This window comes from Xanthomonas sp. NCPPB 1638, assembly GCF_041475635.2.
Lineage (GTDB): Bacteria > Pseudomonadota > Gammaproteobacteria > Xanthomonadales > Xanthomonadaceae > Xanthomonas > Xanthomonas cucurbitae.
Genome location: NZ_CM192984.1, coordinates 1323734 through 1340362 on the forward strand (window position 1 = coordinate 1323734; position 16629 = coordinate 1340362).

A 16629-nucleotide genomic window follows, 5' to 3' on the forward strand; every position below is an offset into this window, starting at 1 on the left:
AGCGGTGTCGAGAGATGCGGCTGCGTTCGGTGCGCAATCGCAGGCGGTACGGCGAGCGTGCCTTGCCCACACAAGCTTGCGGGCAGCAACCATGCATTATACGAGCTGACTGGCGGCTTGTGTTAACCGTCCGATGGACGGGTGCCGCCTGCCGCGGCCCAGGCCAGGCCTTGCACGACCCCGAACGAGGGGTCGCCCTGCACCATGCGCGATTCGGGGAAAGCGGCAGCCACTGCGTCGCGCAGATAGCCGGCACGCGACATGCCCCCGGTCAGGAACAGCGTGGCCGGCGGCGCGGCCATGTCGGCGCGGACCTGCGCCAGCAGCGTTTCCAGCTCGCGCAGGTAGCTGGAAGCGGACGCAATCAGCGCGTCGGCCTGGACGTCCACCTGCAGTCCGCGTTCGATGAAATCCAGCGGCGTGTGATGCTGGCCGGCTTCGCTGAGCGCGATCTTGCAGGCTTCCACGTTGCGATACAGGCGCGCGGTATTGCCGGTGTCCTGCAGTGCCCGCAGGCGCGTATCGAACGGGGCCGGGGCGTCCTGATACTTGTGCAGGCGGAATTCGCGCTGGCGCGTCATGTCCTGCACCATCGCCGCTTCCACGTAATGGTGCGCCGGCACGCGAGTGACGCCGCGGCCGAACAGTGGCATGTAGCTGGCCAGGCTGAGCGCAAGATCGATATCGGTGCCGCCGCGCGCGATGCCCCAGGCGCGGTGCACCTGCGGGGCAGTGCTACCGCCGACGCTGGCATGCGCGATATCGGTGGTGCCGCCACCGATGTCCACCACCACGGTGTCGTGGCGGCTGTCGTGGCTGACGTGGTAGTGCATGGCCGCAGCAGCGGGTTCTTCAAGGAACTCCACGCTGTCGAAGCCGGCGGCGATGGCGGCGGTCTGCAGGATCTCCAGTGCCTGTGCGTTGCCGGCTTCGCCGATCGAACTGCGGAACTGCACCGGACGACCGAGCACGGCCTCGCGGATATTGATGTCGAACTGGCGCGAGGCGGTAAGGCGGATATGTTCCAGCACATGCGTGGCGATGCCGGTGATGGTCTGGCGTGCACGCGGGTGCAGGTTGTAGCCCAGCATCGACTTGGGGCTTTGCACCAGATTGCCTTCGCCCTCGAGAAAGTAGGCATCCAGCGCCTCGTCGCCGTAGACCGCGTTCTGCAGCAGGGCCGCCGAGCTGCGCGGCTCGCGTACCTGCTGCTCCATCCATTGGCGACGCACGATACGCAGTGCGTCGCGGCGCAGGCTGTCGGGGTTGGCGGTGCGCCCGGCGGCGGTGGCGTCGCGGCGTGCGGAATCGATCAGGCGGTCCATCTCGTATTCCAGCGCCGGTGTCAGGCTGAAATCGTCTGGGTCGCGCATGGTCTCCGGGAAATACACCGTGGTGCGGAACTGCAGGGCCTCGCCGAAGCGCACCGGCTGCACCCGGCCATTGACGATGGCCGCGGCGGCAGAGTTGCTGGTACCGAAGTCGATGCCGAGTTTCATGCGCAGCTGCCAGGGAGCGGGCCGCGCACTTTACTACGGAGGCCGCGTCCGCTGCCCGGGCTGCCGCAACGCCCGATGACGCGCGGCAGCCGCCGGATCAGGCCGCGATGTCGTCCACGTGGCCCTGATTCAATTCTTCGGTGGTGGCCTCGCGGACCTGTACCACCTCGACTGCGAAATGCAGCGTTTGTCCGGCCAGCGGATGATTGCCATCCACGGTGACTTGCGCGGGGCCGACCTCGGTCACGGTGACCAGTACCGGCCCCTGCTGGGTGCGGGCTTCGAACTGCACGCCCGGCACCACCTCGATATCGCCCGGGAAGGCCTCGCGCGGCACCTGCTGGATCAGTTGCGCGTGCCGCGGGCCGTAGCCTTGTTCCGGCGCAACGTCGGCGGTGAGGGTATCGCCAGTCTGCCTGCCGTCCAGGGCCTGTTCCAGGCCGGGCACGATGTTGCCGGCACCATGCAGATAGCTGAGCGGCGCGTCGGGCGAAGAGCGGTCCAGGACCTGGCCACTATCGTCGGACAGGGTGTAGTGAATGGTCGCAACGCGACCCTGGCTGATTTCCATTGGAAACCTCCATGACGGGTGATCGAGGGGAGTGCATCGGCGGATTCACGATGCCAAGAGGTGCTGCACGCCCACCGTAGGCAATCGGGCAGGATCATGCAACCGTGGCATGCAACGGCAGTTGGGCGAGGATCAGCTTGGCACGGCAGTGCGATGCTTGTGCCTGTCAGTGGTAAGTCGTCGTGGTGTGTGCAGCCGGCGCGTGCACTGGTGGTTGACGCAGGCGTGATCGCACGGCCGGGCGGCTACAATCCACGCCCATTTCCAAAAAGGAATCGCATGTCCAGCGTCCCCGCCTGCCCGCAATGTGGCCAGGACAACACCTATGTCGACGGCGCCTTGTCGATCTGCGCCGATTGCGGCTTCGAGTGGAGCGCCGGCGATGTCGCCGCGGATGCCACGCCGGTGCGCGACAGCAATGGCAATGTGCTGCAGGCCGGCGACACGGTGACGGTCATCAAGGATCTCAAGGTCAAGGGATCATCGATTCCGCTCAAGCAGGGCACGCTGATCCGCAATATCCGCCTGGTCGAAGACGACGCCGAGCATATCGAAGGCAACTCGGAAAAGATCAAGGGCCTGGTGCTGAAGACCTGCTTTCTGCGCAAGGCCTGACCGCTGGGTGGCGGCTGCATGGCCAGCCGCGTTGCGCATGATGACGTCGATGCTAGCGGCACGCGGCGTGCACGTCATCGGGCGACGCCAGGATGGGCGCGGCATGCGCACGCGTCGATGGCGTGTATGCAGGCACGATGCGTCATGCGTCATGCGTGGCTGCGCAACATTCCGGCCATGGGTCTGCGTCACGCGGAGGCTGGCCGGTTACCCGATCGCCGCCGCATGGCAACGACTATCGGGCGTGCTGTCAGCCGGCTTGCGGCGGCCAACCAGCCACAGCGCGCAGTCGGCGGATGGGCCTGGACGGCGCGCGGCAGGTTGGCCAGCCATTCTTACTCGGGCAGCGCTGGATAGTCGGTGTAGCCCTTGGCGCCACCACCGTACAGCGTGGCCTGGTCCACGTCGGCCAGTGGTGCGTTCTCGCGCAGGCGGCGTGGCAGGTCCGGGTTGGCAATGAAGGGGCGGCCATAGCCAATTGCATCGGCGTAGCCGCTGCGGATGGCCTGCTCGGACATGCTTCGGTCGTAACCGTTGTTGGCAATCCAGGCGCCGTCGAACTTGGCGCGCAATGCGGGGTAGTCGAAGGCGATGTTGTCGCGTGCACCGCCTGTGGCGCCTTCGATGACATGCACGAAGGCCAGGCCGCCGATCAGGTTCAGCCGCTCCACCGCGCGTTCGAACAACGGCTGCGGATCCGAATCGTGTGCGCGGTACACCGGGGTGACCGGCGACAGGCGCACGCCGGTGCGTTCGGCACCGATCTCGTCGGCGATGGCCTGGACCACTTCGGTGAGCAGACGGGTGCGGTTTTCGATAGCGCCACCGTAGGCGTCGGTACGCTTGTTGGAGCCATCGCGCAGGAATTGATCGAGCAGGTAGCCGTTGGCCGCATGCACTTCCACCCCGTCGAAACCGGCATCGAGCGCGTTGCGCGCAGCGATGCGGTAGTCCTCGATCAGCGCGGGGATTTCGTCCAGCGCCAGGGCACGCGGTTCGGAAACATCCTCGAAGCCGTTCTTGGTGTAGGTCTTGCCTTCTGCGCGAATCGCGCTGGGCGCGACCGGCACTTCGCCCGGCGGCAGCACGCTGGTGTGCGAGACGCGGCCCACATGCCAGAGCTGCAGCACGATCTTGCCGCCATGGCGATGCACTGCATCGGTCACCGCGCGCCAGCCGGCAACCTGTTGCTTGCTGTGGATGCCGGGCGTGTCCAGGTAGCCCTGGCCAAGCGGACTGATCTGCGTGCCTTCGGCAACGATCAGCCCGGCGGTGGCACGCTGGCCGTAGTAGTCGGCGGCCAATGGTGTCGGCACCTGGCCGGCGCCGGCGCGGTTACGCGTCAGCGGCGCCATGATGACGCGGTTGGCAAGGTCCAGCGCACCCAGGCGCACCGGGGAGAACAGCGGGGATTCAATGGAGTTGGACATCAGCAACCAGTCGAGTGGGATCACACGCAAGGCGCGGCGCCGCGGCAATCGCGGTGCTTCACAGCGATGGTGGCGGACCCATGCGGATTCGAGCGACGCTGGTAGGACACAGCGTCTCCTGGCGGACTGAAACGCGACAGGCAGGGCTTCAGGGCTGAACCGGCGGACCTGCTGGGCTTTCCTGAATTGCTGCGTTGCACAATAATAAGCCGCCCCGTCAATCTGGAGTCGGGCATGTCCGATATCGATCCTTGCGCGCCCCGCGTGCCCCGGCGCGACTACGTGCTGATCCTGTTGGCGCTGGCGATGGGCGGCTTTGCGATCGGCATCAGCGAATTCTCTACGATGGGCCTGATGACGCAGATCGCGCAGGGCCTGCAGATCAGCGAGCCGCAGGTGGGTCACGTCATCAGTGCCTATGCGCTCGGCGTGGTCGTGGGTGCGCCACTGCTGGCGATCCTGGGCGCGCGCTGGCTGCGGCGCACCTTGCTGCTGTTGCTGATGGTGTTCTACGCGCTGGGCAATCTGGCCAGTGCGCTGGCGCCGACTTATCACAGCATGCTGCTGTGCCGCTTCATTGCAGGCCTGCCGCATGGGGCCTACTTCGGCGTGGCCTCGCTGGTCGCAGCCTCGATCAGCCCGCCCAATCAGCGCGCCACCGCAGTGGGGCACGTGCTGCTGGGCTTGAGCGTGGCATTGCTGGTAGGCAATCCGCTGGCGACCTGGCTGGGGCAGATCGTCAGCTGGCGTTGGGCGTATGCGTCGGTATCGGTGATCGCCTTGGGCACGGTCGCGGCGGTGGCGGCCTTGCTGCCGCCCGCGCCGGACGAGCCGCGCCAGCAACCGCTGCGTGAGCTGCGTGCGTTCAACCGGCCGCAGGTGTGGCTGGCGCTGGCGATCGGTGCTGTGGGGTTTTCCGGCATGTTCTGCGTCTTCAGTTATCTGGCGCCGACATTGACGGCGGTGACCGGCGTGGATGCGGCGCGCATCCCGCTGGCCATGGCTGCCTTTGGCGTGGGCGGCGTCCTGGGAAGCATCCTGGGCGGCTGGCTGTTCGATCGCCTGCAGTTCCGCGCGGTGCCGGTGCTGCTGGGGTGGTCGATCGTGGTGATGCTGACCTTTCCGCTGGCGGCGCACTCCGGCCTGTGGGTGTTCGTCTCCATTGTCGCGGTGGGCACGATGGGCGCACTGGCGCCGGCGCTACAGACCCGCTTGATGGATGTGGCCGCCGAGGCGCAGACCTTGGCTGCAGCGTCCAACCATGCAGCGTTCAATACCGCCAACGCGTTGGGGCCATGGTTGGGTGGCCTGGCGATCACCGCAGGCTGGGGCTGGACGTCCACCGGCTACGTGGGCGCTGCCACCGCGCTGGGCGGTGTGCTCATCTATGCAGCGGCGCTCTGGCAGGAGCGCCGTCAGCGCAGCACCTTGGTGAGCGATTGAAGGGTTGAATGCAGTGCCCGTCACTGGCGGCGGGCAAAGGCATCTCTGATATCCGGATTCGGACACCAGGCATGCGCCTGAGTGCGTGCGTGTCACCGTAGCGGAGACGGCGCTGCGGCTTTGCGCGGTGATGCACTCCACGGCGATCTCACGACCAGGCATCGACACTGCCTGCCTGACCGCAAGCGGACCGAACCGCCATGACTGACTTCACTCCACCGCCGTGGAAACGCACAAGCCCCAAACGCAAGGCGTCCACGCCGTTGACGCAAGCGCAGAAGGCTGCCGCCAGACGACGTGCCGACGAGGCCGGGCGTCCATACCCGAATCTGATCGACAACATGTGGGCCAGTCGGCAACCGAAAGGTTCTTGATGCGGTATTGGCATCGATGAATCGCAATTCATCGGCCGCACGATGGCGTGAGGACGGCGCCCGCATCGCTCACATGCCGATTATGTCCGCGCCGCCAGCATGGAGCCGTACACAACGCCAAGGCAGCCCGGTCAACGCATCGACCGTGCTACTCCCCGAAAGCCGGCGCAACGCATCAACGCGCAGCGCGGCCCATGCAACCAGGAGCAACACATGAGCATCCAGAGCAAGACCGAGCACAGCCTTAACGACCTGATCGCCATTTCCCGTGACGGCAAGGATTTCTACGAGGAAGCCGCTGCCAAGGTGGGCGATGCAGAACTGGCCACGCTGTTTCGCCGCATCGCCGGCGTCAAGAGCGACATCGTGAGCAACCTGAGCAGCGTGGTGGCTTCGGTGGGCGGCACACCGGAAAAGCACGGCACCATGGTCGGTAGCATGCAGCAGTTCTACGGCAAGGTCCGCGCGACGTTGGGCGACACCAAGTATGGCTACGTTGCCGAGTTGGAGGAGTCGGAGGATCGCCTGCTGAAGGCGTTCGATGAAACCATCGCCGACCAGGAGACGCCGGCTGCCGCACGCGACGCCGCGCTGCGCCTGCTGCCGGAAGTACGCGCTTGCCACGACGTCATGCGCAACCGCAAGCACGCCATGAAGAACGCGGCGTAACGCACTTGCCCAACCGTAGTGCATTGCGGTGATGCAGCTCCGGAGTAAATCGATACGGGCGGGAAACGGGTAGCGCAAGCTGCCCGTTTCTTTTTGTGCGGTGTGCAATGTCGGCCGCGTGGCGCCCATCACTCGGTGCAGTTCCACGAGTGCGGCGCGTTCCACGGTGATGCGTGCGACTGCGGCGTATTCGGCAGGCATTGGGTCTGCTAGTATCCGCCGCCCTTCCTCAGCCAGGCCCGCGCAGGCGGACGTGGACACTCCCATGAAACAGCAGTTTCTCTATCTGTCATCGGCCGAGGCGCAGTTATCGCTGGGCTTGGGCGAAGAGAAGACCACCGAGCGGCTGTTCTTTGCGGTGATGGCAGATGCGCAGACCGCGCAACGCGCGAGCGACATCGCCAACGCGCTGCTGCAGGCAGGGCAGGTGGACGGAAAGCGGCTGGGGCGCGAGCGGCTGCATGTAACCTTGCATCACTTAGGCGATTACGCGGGCGGATTGCCGCCGTCGCTGGTCAGCCGCGCCAGCCAGGCTGCCGAGCGCATTGCGCTGCCGGCCTTCGAGGTGGAGTTCGACCGCGTTGGCACCTTCGGTGGGCGCCGCTCGCAATTGCCGTGCGTGCTGCGCGGCGAGGAGCAGGTGCGCGGGCTGTACGCGTTGCAAGGTGCGCTGGGGCGTCAGTTGGCACACGTGGGCATTGCCGGCGATACGCAGTACACGCCGCACATGACCTTGCTGTATTGCAACCAGGCCCTGCCGCAGAGACGTTGCGAAGCACTGGCCTGGACGGTGCGCGAGTTTGCGCTGGTGCGCAGTTTCCTGGGGCAGTCGCGCTACCAGATCGAAGGGCGCTGGCCGCTGCACTGAGCCACCGCGCCCATGGGCAGCGCGGTGCGTACGCGCTAGCCTGCGTGCATGGACCTCACCGCCCCGCTACCCTTGCACGCCGACCACCTGGCCGTCCTGGAACAGGCCTACGCCATTCCGCCGCGCGCCTATCATCACTTCGGCCATGTGCGTGCGCTGCTGCAGCACTATGCCGAGGTCGCTGCCGGGCCGGGCTGGCAGCAGCCGGTCGAAGTCTGGCTGGCGGTGCTGTTCCACGATGCGGTGTACCAACCCGGGCGCGGCGACAACGAAGCGCAATCGGCAGCCTGGGCCCTGGACTGCATTCCGCGGTGGTGGCCACAGGCCGAGGTGGACCTTGCGCGTGTGCAAACGCTGATCCTGCTCACTGCACGCCATGGTCAGCTACAACCGACCGATGTCGACGAAGACGCCGCGCTGTTCCTGGATTGCGACATGGCGATCCTGGCGGCGCCGGCGCAGATCTTCGATGCCTATGACCGCGCAATCGCCGACGAGTACCGGGGGCATGTGCCTGTGCTGCTGTTCCGGCTGAACCGGCGCCGCTTCCTGGCCGGCCTGCTGAAGCGGCCGCGTATCTTTCTCAGTGCGTATTTCCATGCCAACGCCGATGCCGCGGCGCGCGCCAACCTGCATCGCCGGCTGGGCCATTGACCAACCTTGCGGTGTGCTGTGCCTGGCCGTGGGAGGACCGATCGCGCACGCTACAATGGCCGCATGCACGACCACGCCGTTTCCGCCACCGATCCACGCCCGCAGCCGCCGCAGGCGCCAGCCCCCAACGAGTGCTGCGAGAGTGGCTGCCCGCTGTGCGTGCACGATCTGTACGCCGAGGAGCTGGGCCGCTACCGCCAGGCCCTGGCTGCCTGGGAAACCCGTCAACAGGCGCGGGCGCGGTGAGCGAAGTACTGCGCTTCGCGGCACGCGCCGGAACGATTATCTTTGGACCACTTTCCCCGATGGTGCGACATGCGACGACTTGAACGATGGAGCGCGCTCTGCGGCGCGGCGGTGTTGACGCTGTCGGGCATGGCCGCCGCGCAGGCTCCAGATCCGGAGCCGTTAAGCCATGGGCGGTTCGAACAGGTGCCGGTGCTGATGCCCAAGGGCGAGCCCGAGCGCGTGGTGATCTGGTTGGCCGGCACCGGAAACGCCGGCAAGCGCCAGGCGCAGGCACAGGCGCTGCGCGACGATGGTGCGATGGTTGCCCTGGTGGATACCGCGCATCTGTACGCGGTGCTGCGCAAGGCGGGCGGCGCCTGCACCTTCTCGGTTGGCGACGTGGAGAACTTCTCGCGCTACCTGCAGGCCTTCCACCACATTCCCACCTACCGCCTGCCGCTGCTGGTGGGCGATGGCGAGGGCGCTGCGTTGGCCTATGCCATCGGCGCGCAGGCCAAGCCGCATGTGCTGGCTGGCGTGCTCACCGATGGCCTGTGCCCGGTGGCGGTGAACGGGCAGGCGATCTGCCAGCCCGGCGTGCGGCCGGGCAGCAACGCATTGCTGCCGGTGCCGTTACAGATCCCCTGGGTGCTGGCCGGCAGCCAGGATAAGCGCTGTCCGGCGGCAGCCGAAGCCGCCTTCCTCAAGCAGATACCGCAGGCGCGCAGCTTCAAGCGGTCCGTGCGCGGCGACATCCTGCCCGGCCTGCGGGCCGCGGCCCGCTCGCTGGGCGAACAGAAGGGCGTGGCCTTGCCGCCGCCGCCGGGCGGCCTGGCCGACCTGCCGGTGGTCGAGGCGCCGGCTGCGCCAGATGGCGACAGCGACGACGACACCTTCGTGATCTTCGTCTCCGGCGACGGCGGATGGGCCGGTCTGGATGAAGAAGTGGCCGACGCGCTGGCCGCGCAGGGTATTCCGGTGGTGGGGCTGGACTCGCTGCGTTACTTCTGGACCGAGCGGACCCCGCAGGGCTTCGCCACCGACCTGGACCGCATTGCGCGCATCTACGCGCAACGCTGGCAGCGCAAGCGCGTGGTGCTGATCGGCTTCTCGCAGGGCGCCGACGTGTTGCCGGCGGCGATCAACAAGCTGCCTGCGGCCACCCGGCAGAACATCCGCATGACCGCGCTGCTGTCGGTGGGCAAGCTGGCCGATTACGAATTCCACGTCAGCAACTGGCTGGGTTCGGACGACGAGGGTTTGCCGATCGCGCCGGAAGTGCAGCGCCTGCCGGCCGGCACCACGGTCTGCATCTACGGTCAGGACGACGACGACGCGCTGTGCCCGAGCCTGCCTGCGCAGGTCGCCAGGCGCGTCGCGCTGCCGGGCGATCACCATTTCAAGGGCGATTACGCAACTCTGGCCAAGACGATCATGGAGCAGTTGCACGCACTGTCGACGCCTTGAACGAGCGGGACAGTTTGACCACGCGTCAGCCAACTCTCGGCCGACGCGTGGTCAGCAACCCCCTCGTCGCTGTTCGTTCGGCCGTCTGATGCGACCAGTGGTGCTTGCGCGTGTCCCTCACCACCGGTACGCGCGCAAGCGCCCGCAGCACGCCCGAGCATCTGCAGGGAAACGATGGATGTCGTGCATAGCGTGATCGGTGCGCGGAGTGGGTCGATGGCGCGGCGCCGCATCCGGTGTCGGGACACGCCGTGAATCCGTCCCTGGAGGCTCGGTAGCGGCATCCATGCCGCCACACGGTCCCACCCCCGGACGCGACACCGCGCTCCCCATAGTGCTACCGCTGATCGGCGAGCACTCCGCTCAAGCACGCAGGCGCCCTCAACAGACTGACACAGTCGCGTAACGCGGCAGGTTGCGCGTCGCCTTACTCCTGCCGGCCAGGATCCACCGAGATCAGGCGGGTCACATCCAGCAGCGCCGCCGGCAGGTGCATGCCGCCGGGCGCGACCAGATAGCGCGGGCGCCAGGTCGGGGAGAACTTCGATTTGAAGCGGCGTAGCCCGCTGAAGCCGTAGAAGCGCTCGCCATGCCGTGCGACCAAGCTGGCGAAGCGGTTCCAGCGGCCGGCCAGGCGATGCTCGGCCAGCCCCGACAACGGCGCCATGCCCAGCGAGAACCGGGTGTAGCCATTAGCCTGCCCCCACAGGAACAGCTCGATGAACAGGAAGTCCATGGTGCCCTTGGGCGCCTGCGCGCTGTGCCGCATCAGGTCCACCGACAGCTCGCCGCCGGCCGGCGCGCACCACACGTTGGCAAAGGCCACGATCTGGCCTTCGGCTTCGGCCACCGCGACCGGGAAGCGGCGCAGGTAGTCGCCATCGAAGCTGCCCAGGGAGAACCCTTTCTCTTCGCCGGATTTCTCTTCCAGCCATTGCTCGGACACCTCGGCCAGGCGCGGCAGGACCGCGTCCACCTGTTCCGGCGGCAGCATGCGGAAGCTCAGGCCGCCGCGCTTGCCGCGATTCCAGGCCTGGCGCAGGTCGGCACGGTCGCGGCCTTCCAGCGTGAAGCCTTCCAGCGGCACGATCGCCTCCTCACCCAGCTTGACCAGGGTCAGGCCCATGTCCAGGTAGGTCTGCCAGTACTTCTCGCCCACCTGGTAGAACACCGGGCGCAGGCCCATGCGGTCGGCCTCTTCGCGGAACCGCCAGATCAGCGCGCACGCCACCTCCGGCGGGCCGACCGGGTCGCCCATCGAAATCAGCGAGCCGCCGTAGCGCTGCATCATCACGAAGCCGCGGCTCTGTTCGTCGAGCAGGAAGGCCTTGTCGCCGGTCAACGCCAGGCAGGCCTGGGTATCGGTGCTGGTCGCAAGGACCGGTGCCAGGGTCTGCAGCACCGGCGCATCGGCAGGCGGCATCGGGCGCCGCCCGCCGCGCAGCAGGCGCGCCATGCCGAAGACGATCACGCCCACGCACAGGATCAACGCCGCGCGCAGCGCCCGTGGGGCATTGGCGGAGGTGGCGAACTCCCACCACAGGTCGTTGCTGTATTCGACATGGCTGTAGACGAAGAACAGCAGCCAGAAGGTGGCCACCAGCACCAGGCCCAGGTTGCTCAACCAGCGCCACGACCAGGCTTCGTCCAACAGCGCGCCCTGGCGGTAGAACTCGCGGCGCGCGGCCCACAACGCCACGGCCGCCAGCGCCGCCGACAGTGACACGGAGATATGGCTGCCGCGCAGCAGCGACAACGGCGGCAGCAGCACGCACACGCCTAGCGCCAGGACCCAGGCCGCATGGCTGCGCCGCTGCAAGCCCTGGCCGATCAGCAGCAGCATCATGCCGCCCAGGCTGACCAGCAGGTGCGAGGTTTCGATCAGCGGCAGCGGTGCCACCTCCTGGCGCGCGCGCGGGGTGGGCAAGGTGCCATCGATCACCAGCGCCGCACCGACCGCAAACACCGCCAGCGCCAGGATCTGCGGCAGCCACGGGCGCAACGCCCTCCACAGCGTGCGGGCGGTGCTGGCGCTGGCGCGCACCGGTGCGCCGAGCCCGGAAGCCGCAGCCATGGCCACCGAGATCAGCAGCGGCACGATGTAGTAGGTGACCCGGTAGGCCAGCGCCGCAGCCAGCACGGCGGCAGGGGTGACGTGCGGCAGCAGCTTGAGCAGGCTCCACTCGAACACGCCCAGGCCTGCCGGCACGGTGGAGATCAGGCCGGCCACCACCGCCACCAGCCAGATGCCGATGAAGCCGAAATAGCCGGCACCCGGGTCCGGCGGCAGCAGCACGTAGAACGCCGCCGCCGCCAGGCCCAGTTCCACCACGCTGAGCGCAGTGACGCCGAGCACGGTGTTGCGGTCCGGCAACCAGAAACGGTGGCTCCGGATACCGAATTCGCGGCCCTGCCTGCCCACTAGCGCCAGCATCGCCACATAGCCTGCCAGTAGCGCGATGCCGGCGATGCGGATGCCGTCGGCGGCGATCGGCAGCGCGCGTGCGGCCGCTTCCGGCTCCAGCAGCAATGCCAGCCCGAGCAGCACCCAGGCGCCGAAGACGAAGCCCAGTGTGCTCATCAGCACCACCTGGCCGATCTCGGCCAGGGTCAGCCCCACGCTGCCGTAGCCGCGCAGGCGCACCGCGCCACCGGTGAGCGCGGCAAAGCCCAGGGTCTGGCCAACCGCGTGTGCCATGAACGCAGTGATGCCCACCCGCGCCGGATGCAGCCGCTTGCCGGTGCGCTTGAGCCCCACCCAGTCGAAACCCACCAGGCAGGCGTAGCTGCTCAGCCCCAGCAGCAGGGTCAGGGCGATCTGCCCGGCACCCAGCGCGCGGAATGCCTGGCGGATCTGGCGATAGCCATGGTCGGTGAACTGCGCCGACAGCGCGTGCAGCGCCATCGCCAGGATCGCCAGGCTAATCAGCACCGGCAGGGCGCGTCGCCAGCCGCTGGAGGGCGCTTCGGAAGACATCGAGGTATCCGTCATAAGGGCAACGCGGGTTGTTGAAAGGGAAGAAGGGCCGATGCACGATACGTGCCGCGCGCACACAGGGTCAGCAGGGGACAGGCGGATGGACGGTGCATGGAGCGTGATTGCCTGGAAGCGCCGAAGTGAGGTGGACACATGCTTCGGCTGGGCCGACACCCCGTCGGCACACCATGGCCGCGCGCATCATAGGGCAAAGGCACGCACAGGTGCCGTACCGCTGGCGAAGGCGGCAATCACGGTTGGAAGGCAGACAGCTCGATGACACGCAATCTCCAACAGCCGCCGCCGGTGGTGTCCCCGGCCCCGGCCGGTGCGCCACGTTGGAGCCGGCAGGCCGGCGCGATCGCCGCTGGGGCCGGTGTGGCCTTCATCGGGCTGGTGCTGGCGCTGCAATGGTGCCGCAGCGATCTGGACTGGGTCGATGCGCAGCTGAGCGCGTATCTGCACGGCCGCTACGGCCTGTTGCTGCGGACCGCCTACTGCCTACTTGCCGCAGCCATGGCGTGGTTGGCGCTTGGCCTGTCTGCAGCGCTGGCGCCGTCTGCCCGCAGCCGGACCGTACTCGGCCTGTTCTGGAGTGCGGCGCTTGGCCTGTGCGTGGTGGCGATCGGCGACAGCTGGATGCCGGAGCTGGCGCCGAATGCCGCGGCGATGGTGCATGTGCTGGCGGCCGATGCCACGTTCCTGTGCGTTGTTGCGGCGATAGTGCTGCAGTCGTGGTACTTCCGCTCCGATCGCGCATGGCAACACCACGCCGCAGTGGCGTTCGGCCTGGGGTGGGCCGCGTTCGCCGTGTTGCTGTTCCACGTCAGCGTGCCGGCCGCACCGCCCGGCATCAGCCAGAAAACGGCCATCGTGCTGATCGTGATCTGGATGGTAGGGGCCGGGGTGCGGTTGGCGTGTGCCGCGCCCACCGAGGCTGCACGCCCGCCGCATTCGCGCCACAATGGCCCGGTCAATCAATTGGAGGACACCTGAAATGCTGCAGCGATTCGATACCGGCCCGCGCATGTCGGAAATGACCGTCCACGGCGGCGTGTGCTACCTGGCCGGGCAGATTGCCGAAGACACCCACCAGGACATCACCGGCCAGACGCGCCAGGTGCTGGGCGAGATCGACAAGTTGTTGGCGCTGGCGGCCAGCGACAAGACCAAGATCCTGCGCGCTGAAATCTATCTGGCCGACATCGCCGACTTCGACGGCATGAACGCCGCCTGGGACGAATGGGTGCCGCATGGCTTCACTCCGGCACGTGCCACCGTGGAAGCGAAGTTGGCGCGTCCGGAATGGAAGGTGGAAATCGTCATCACCGCTGCGGCGGGCTGACCGCCCCCGCAGGCCGATCGCTGGCGACGAGCAGCGATCATCTGCCCATCCGTACGCTGGCGTTGCGCCCGGACCGTCAGCGCTTGACGAAGCGGTAGTGCGCCACGCCCCATTCGCGGCCCTGGTCGTAGCCGAACAGTTCCGCGCACGCCAGCCAGAACATGCGCCAGCGCTGCCACCAGCGCTGCGCATCCTCGCCATAGGTTTGCTGCAACAACGGCATGATCTGCGCGCGGTGGCGGTCCTGGTTCTGCAGCCAGGCGTTGGCGGTTTTTTCGTAATGCTGGCCCGACAGCAGCCAACGCTGTTCGATGACCACGTCCTGCTGGAAATGCAGCAAGGTGTCCGCTGCCGGCATCAGCCCGCCGGTGAAGAAATGCCGGCCCATCCAGTTGTCTTCGCCGGCCACTTCGAAGGGATAGGCCAGGTCGCGGTGGCAGAAGATGTGCACGAACAGCTTGCCACCCGGCGCCAGCCAGCTACCCACGCGCGCGAGCAGGTCGCGGTAGTTGCGCATGTGCTCGAACATTTCCACCGAGACCACACGGTCGAAATTGCCGGGCGGCAGCGCCAGCGCGTTGACGTCGGCGGTGACGACCTGCACGTTGCCCAGCCCGCGCAGACGGCACTGCTCCAGGATATGCGCGCGCTGCGGGCGTGAGTTGGAGACCGCAGTAATGGTGGCGTTGGGGTAGCGCTCGGCCATCCACAGGGTCAGCGAGCCCCAGCCGCAGCCCAGCTCCAGGATGCGTTGACCATCGGCCAACTCGGCGCGTTGCCCGTACAGCGCCAGCATGCGTTCTTCGGCCGCGTCCAGGTCCGGAGTGCTCGCGTCCCAGTAGCAGCTGCTGTACTTCAGCCGCTTGCCCAGGCACAGGGTGAAGAACTGCGGCGGCAATTCGTAGTGCTGGCGGTTGGCCGCATCGGTTTCGATCGCGATCGCGCTGGCACGCAGGCTGTCGATGAAGGCGCGTTGGCGCTCGCCGTTGGCATCGGCGTCGTCGCCACGCTCATCGCGCAGGCGCTGCGCGCACAAACGGCGGATGCCGTAACGCAGGGCGGTATCGGGCAGCACACCAGATTCGGCCAGGCGCGTGGCGAAGGCTTCATCCGGGAGCGAGGAAGGCGGGGCGGTGACAGTGGACATGCAACTCTCCAGACAGCTCAGGACGAAGGGGGAAGCGGGAAGAACGCGCTGGTGGTGCGTTGGTACTGCGCATAGTCCTCGCCACGCGAGCGCAGTGCCTGCTGCTCGGTGTAGGGAATACCGGTGAAGCGATACAGGAACACGAACATCACCACCGGCCCGAGCGCGCATAGCGCTACCGGCCAGGGCCCGGCGCCGACCGCCAAGGCCAGATAGGCGAACCAATGCACGAACTCGAAGAAATAATTGGGATGGCGCGAATATCGCCACAGCCCCTTGCGACAGGTCTTGCCGCGATTGGCCGGATTGGCTTTGTGCAGCGACAGTTGCCGGTCGGCCAGGGCCTCGCCACCGACGGCGACCAGCCACACCACGATCGCCAGGCTGGTCCACAGGCTCCAGTCGGGGTTGGGGTTGCTGGCGGCGGCCAGGAATGGCACTGCAAACAGCACCACCACCACCGCCTGGGCCAGGAAAAAGCCGAGGAATTTGTGCTGGTCGCCGTTCCAGTGCGCGCGCAGGGCGCGATAACGACCGTCCTCGTGCGGGTCGCCGAACACGCGCACGCCCAGATGCCAGGCCAGCCGCGCGCCCCACAGACCGCCAAGTACCGCCACCAATACGCGCGGCAGCAACGCACCGTCGGACATCCAGGCGCAGTACGGCGCAGCCACCGCCAGGCAGGCGGCCCACAACACGTCCACCGGCCCGGCATTGCCGCTGCGGCGCTGCCACAGCCACCCGAGCAGCATCACCCCGCTGGCGAAGAAGGCGACATGCAGCAGCGGCCAGGCAGTCATTGCAGTTCTCCAGGATTCGGTTGTGTCAATGGTCGCTGCAGGCGCCGTGCATACAGCGACAACACGCCGCAGGCCACACCCCAGCCGATGCCGACGGCGAGGGCCGCATGCAGCAACGGCGGCAACAGTTCCACGGCGTGCCAACTGCGCTGCGCCAGCCAGTACGAAAATGGGCCGAAGATGGCCCCCAGCAACACCGCCAGCCACGGGCGTTGCATCACGCTGCGCAGCGAATGGTTGAGCGTGAGCGCAAAGCCCAGCCACAACGCCAGGATCCATGCCGGCGCCAGCACGCTACCGGGCCATGGCATGGCATAGCGCACCCAGCCGCCAGCGGCCAGCGTGGTGTCCAGCAGCAAACCCAGTGCCAATGCGGCGATCAGCAACGGCACATCCCCGGCCGCGCGTCGCGAGGGCCACAGTTGATACAGCGCAAACAGCGCCAGTACCAGCAGCGTTGGCCACACGCGCCCGTCCGCGGCGGCGGCTACCGCCACCACCCAGAGCACCTGCAAGCCGAGATAGTTGCCGAGCTGCTGCAT

The 16629-nt window shown here is 67.3% G+C and carries 16 protein-coding genes; 9 read left to right on the plus strand and 7 right to left on the minus strand.

Annotated features, from left to right (window positions below):
- Window positions 1–122: 122 nt before the first annotated feature.
- Both ACCQ13_RS05725 and ACCQ13_RS05730 read right to left on the minus strand, forming a co-directional pair.
- Window positions 123–1499 (minus strand): Hsp70 family protein, encoded by a 1377-nt coding sequence (locus ACCQ13_RS05725; protein ID WP_104602058.1) that lies wholly within the window; start codon window positions 1497–1499, stop codon window positions 123–125.
- A 97-nt stretch (window positions 1500–1596) separates the two neighbouring features.
- Entirely contained in the window at window positions 1597–2070 is a 474-nt protein-coding gene (locus tag ACCQ13_RS05730) for an FKBP-type peptidyl-prolyl cis-trans isomerase (RefSeq protein WP_159406812.1), read from the minus strand.
- A 279-nt stretch (window positions 2071–2349) separates the two neighbouring features.
- On the opposite strand from ACCQ13_RS05730, the gene ACCQ13_RS05735 reads away from it, so the two are divergent.
- A complete protein-coding gene (locus ACCQ13_RS05735) occupies window positions 2350–2685 on the plus strand; it encodes a zinc ribbon domain-containing protein YjdM (protein WP_104602056.1) in 336 nt (111 codons plus the stop codon).
- A 335-nt stretch (window positions 2686–3020) separates the two neighbouring features.
- Here the strand turns inward: ACCQ13_RS05735 and ACCQ13_RS05740 are convergent, their stop codons facing one another.
- On the minus strand, window positions 3021–4139 hold the full coding sequence (locus ACCQ13_RS05740; protein WP_104602209.1) for an alkene reductase: 1119 nt from the start codon (window positions 4137–4139) through the stop codon (window positions 3021–3023).
- Between the two features lie 210 nt (window positions 4140–4349).
- Here ACCQ13_RS05740 and ACCQ13_RS05745 point away from each other — a divergent pair, with 210 nt between their 5' ends.
- From ACCQ13_RS05745 to ACCQ13_RS05770, 6 genes are all read left to right on the plus strand, one after another.
- The gene (locus ACCQ13_RS05745) at window positions 4350–5558 is read left to right on the plus strand and encodes an MFS transporter (protein ID WP_159406813.1); all 1209 of its coding nucleotides are present in this window, start codon (window positions 4350–4352) and stop codon (window positions 5556–5558) included.
- A gap of 587 nt (window positions 5559–6145) precedes the next feature.
- Window positions 6146–6601, plus strand: a complete 456-nt coding sequence (locus ACCQ13_RS05750; RefSeq protein ID WP_104602053.1) for a PA2169 family four-helix-bundle protein — start codon at window positions 6146–6148, stop codon at window positions 6599–6601.
- 265 nt (window positions 6602–6866) lie between these two features.
- Window positions 6867–7469, plus strand: a complete 603-nt coding sequence (gene thpR, locus ACCQ13_RS05755; RefSeq protein WP_104602052.1) for an RNA 2',3'-cyclic phosphodiesterase — start codon at window positions 6867–6869, stop codon at window positions 7467–7469.
- 48 nt (window positions 7470–7517) lie between these two features.
- Window positions 7518–8123 (plus strand): HD domain-containing protein, encoded by a 606-nt coding sequence (locus ACCQ13_RS05760; protein ID WP_104602051.1) that lies wholly within the window; start codon window positions 7518–7520, stop codon window positions 8121–8123.
- Window positions 8124–8186: 63 nt separating this feature from the next.
- The gene (locus ACCQ13_RS05765; protein ID WP_104602050.1) at window positions 8187–8369 is read left to right on the plus strand and encodes an oxidoreductase-like domain-containing protein; all 183 of its coding nucleotides are present in this window, start codon (window positions 8187–8189) and stop codon (window positions 8367–8369) included.
- A gap of 69 nt (window positions 8370–8438) precedes the next feature.
- Complete coding sequence (locus ACCQ13_RS05770) at window positions 8439–9818, plus strand: virulence factor (RefSeq protein ID WP_104602049.1); 1380 nt, start codon at window positions 8439–8441, stop codon at window positions 9816–9818.
- 427 nt (window positions 9819–10245) lie between these two features.
- On the opposite strand, the gene mprF is transcribed toward ACCQ13_RS05770, so the two are convergent.
- Window positions 10246–12810 carry a bifunctional lysylphosphatidylglycerol flippase/synthetase MprF gene (gene mprF, locus ACCQ13_RS05775; RefSeq protein ID WP_104602047.1) on the minus strand — a complete coding sequence of 855 codons (2565 nt, stop codon included), beginning with the start codon at window positions 12808–12810 and terminating at the stop codon, window positions 10246–10248.
- 261 nt (window positions 12811–13071) lie between these two features.
- On the opposite strand from mprF, the gene ACCQ13_RS05780 reads away from it, so the two are divergent.
- Together ACCQ13_RS05780 and ACCQ13_RS05785 are read left to right on the plus strand one after the other, a co-directional pair.
- Complete coding sequence (locus ACCQ13_RS05780; RefSeq protein ID WP_104602046.1) at window positions 13072–13791, plus strand: DUF998 domain-containing protein; 720 nt, start codon at window positions 13072–13074, stop codon at window positions 13789–13791.
- 1 nt (window position 13792) lies between these two features.
- Window positions 13793–14140, plus strand: a complete 348-nt coding sequence (locus ACCQ13_RS05785; protein ID WP_104602045.1) for a RidA family protein — start codon at window positions 13793–13795, stop codon at window positions 14138–14140.
- A 76-nt stretch (window positions 14141–14216) separates the two neighbouring features.
- Here ACCQ13_RS05785 and ACCQ13_RS05790 read toward each other — a convergent pair whose 3' ends face one another.
- The 3 genes from ACCQ13_RS05790 to ACCQ13_RS05800 are packed head-to-tail and all read right to left on the minus strand — an operon-like array spanning window position 14217 to window position 16629.
- Entirely contained in the window at window positions 14217–15287 is a 1071-nt protein-coding gene (locus ACCQ13_RS05790; protein ID WP_159406814.1) for an SAM-dependent methyltransferase, read from the minus strand.
- Window positions 15288–15304: 17 nt separating this feature from the next.
- Window positions 15305–16087 carry a DUF1295 domain-containing protein gene (locus ACCQ13_RS05795; protein WP_104602043.1) on the minus strand — a complete coding sequence of 261 codons (783 nt, stop codon included), beginning with the start codon at window positions 16085–16087 and terminating at the stop codon, window positions 15305–15307.
- Window positions 16084–16629 carry a DUF2878 domain-containing protein gene (locus tag ACCQ13_RS05800; RefSeq protein ID WP_159406815.1) on the minus strand — a complete coding sequence of 182 codons (546 nt, stop codon included), beginning with the start codon at window positions 16627–16629 and terminating at the stop codon, window positions 16084–16086. The genes ACCQ13_RS05795 and ACCQ13_RS05800 overlap by 4 nt, the downstream gene beginning before the upstream one ends.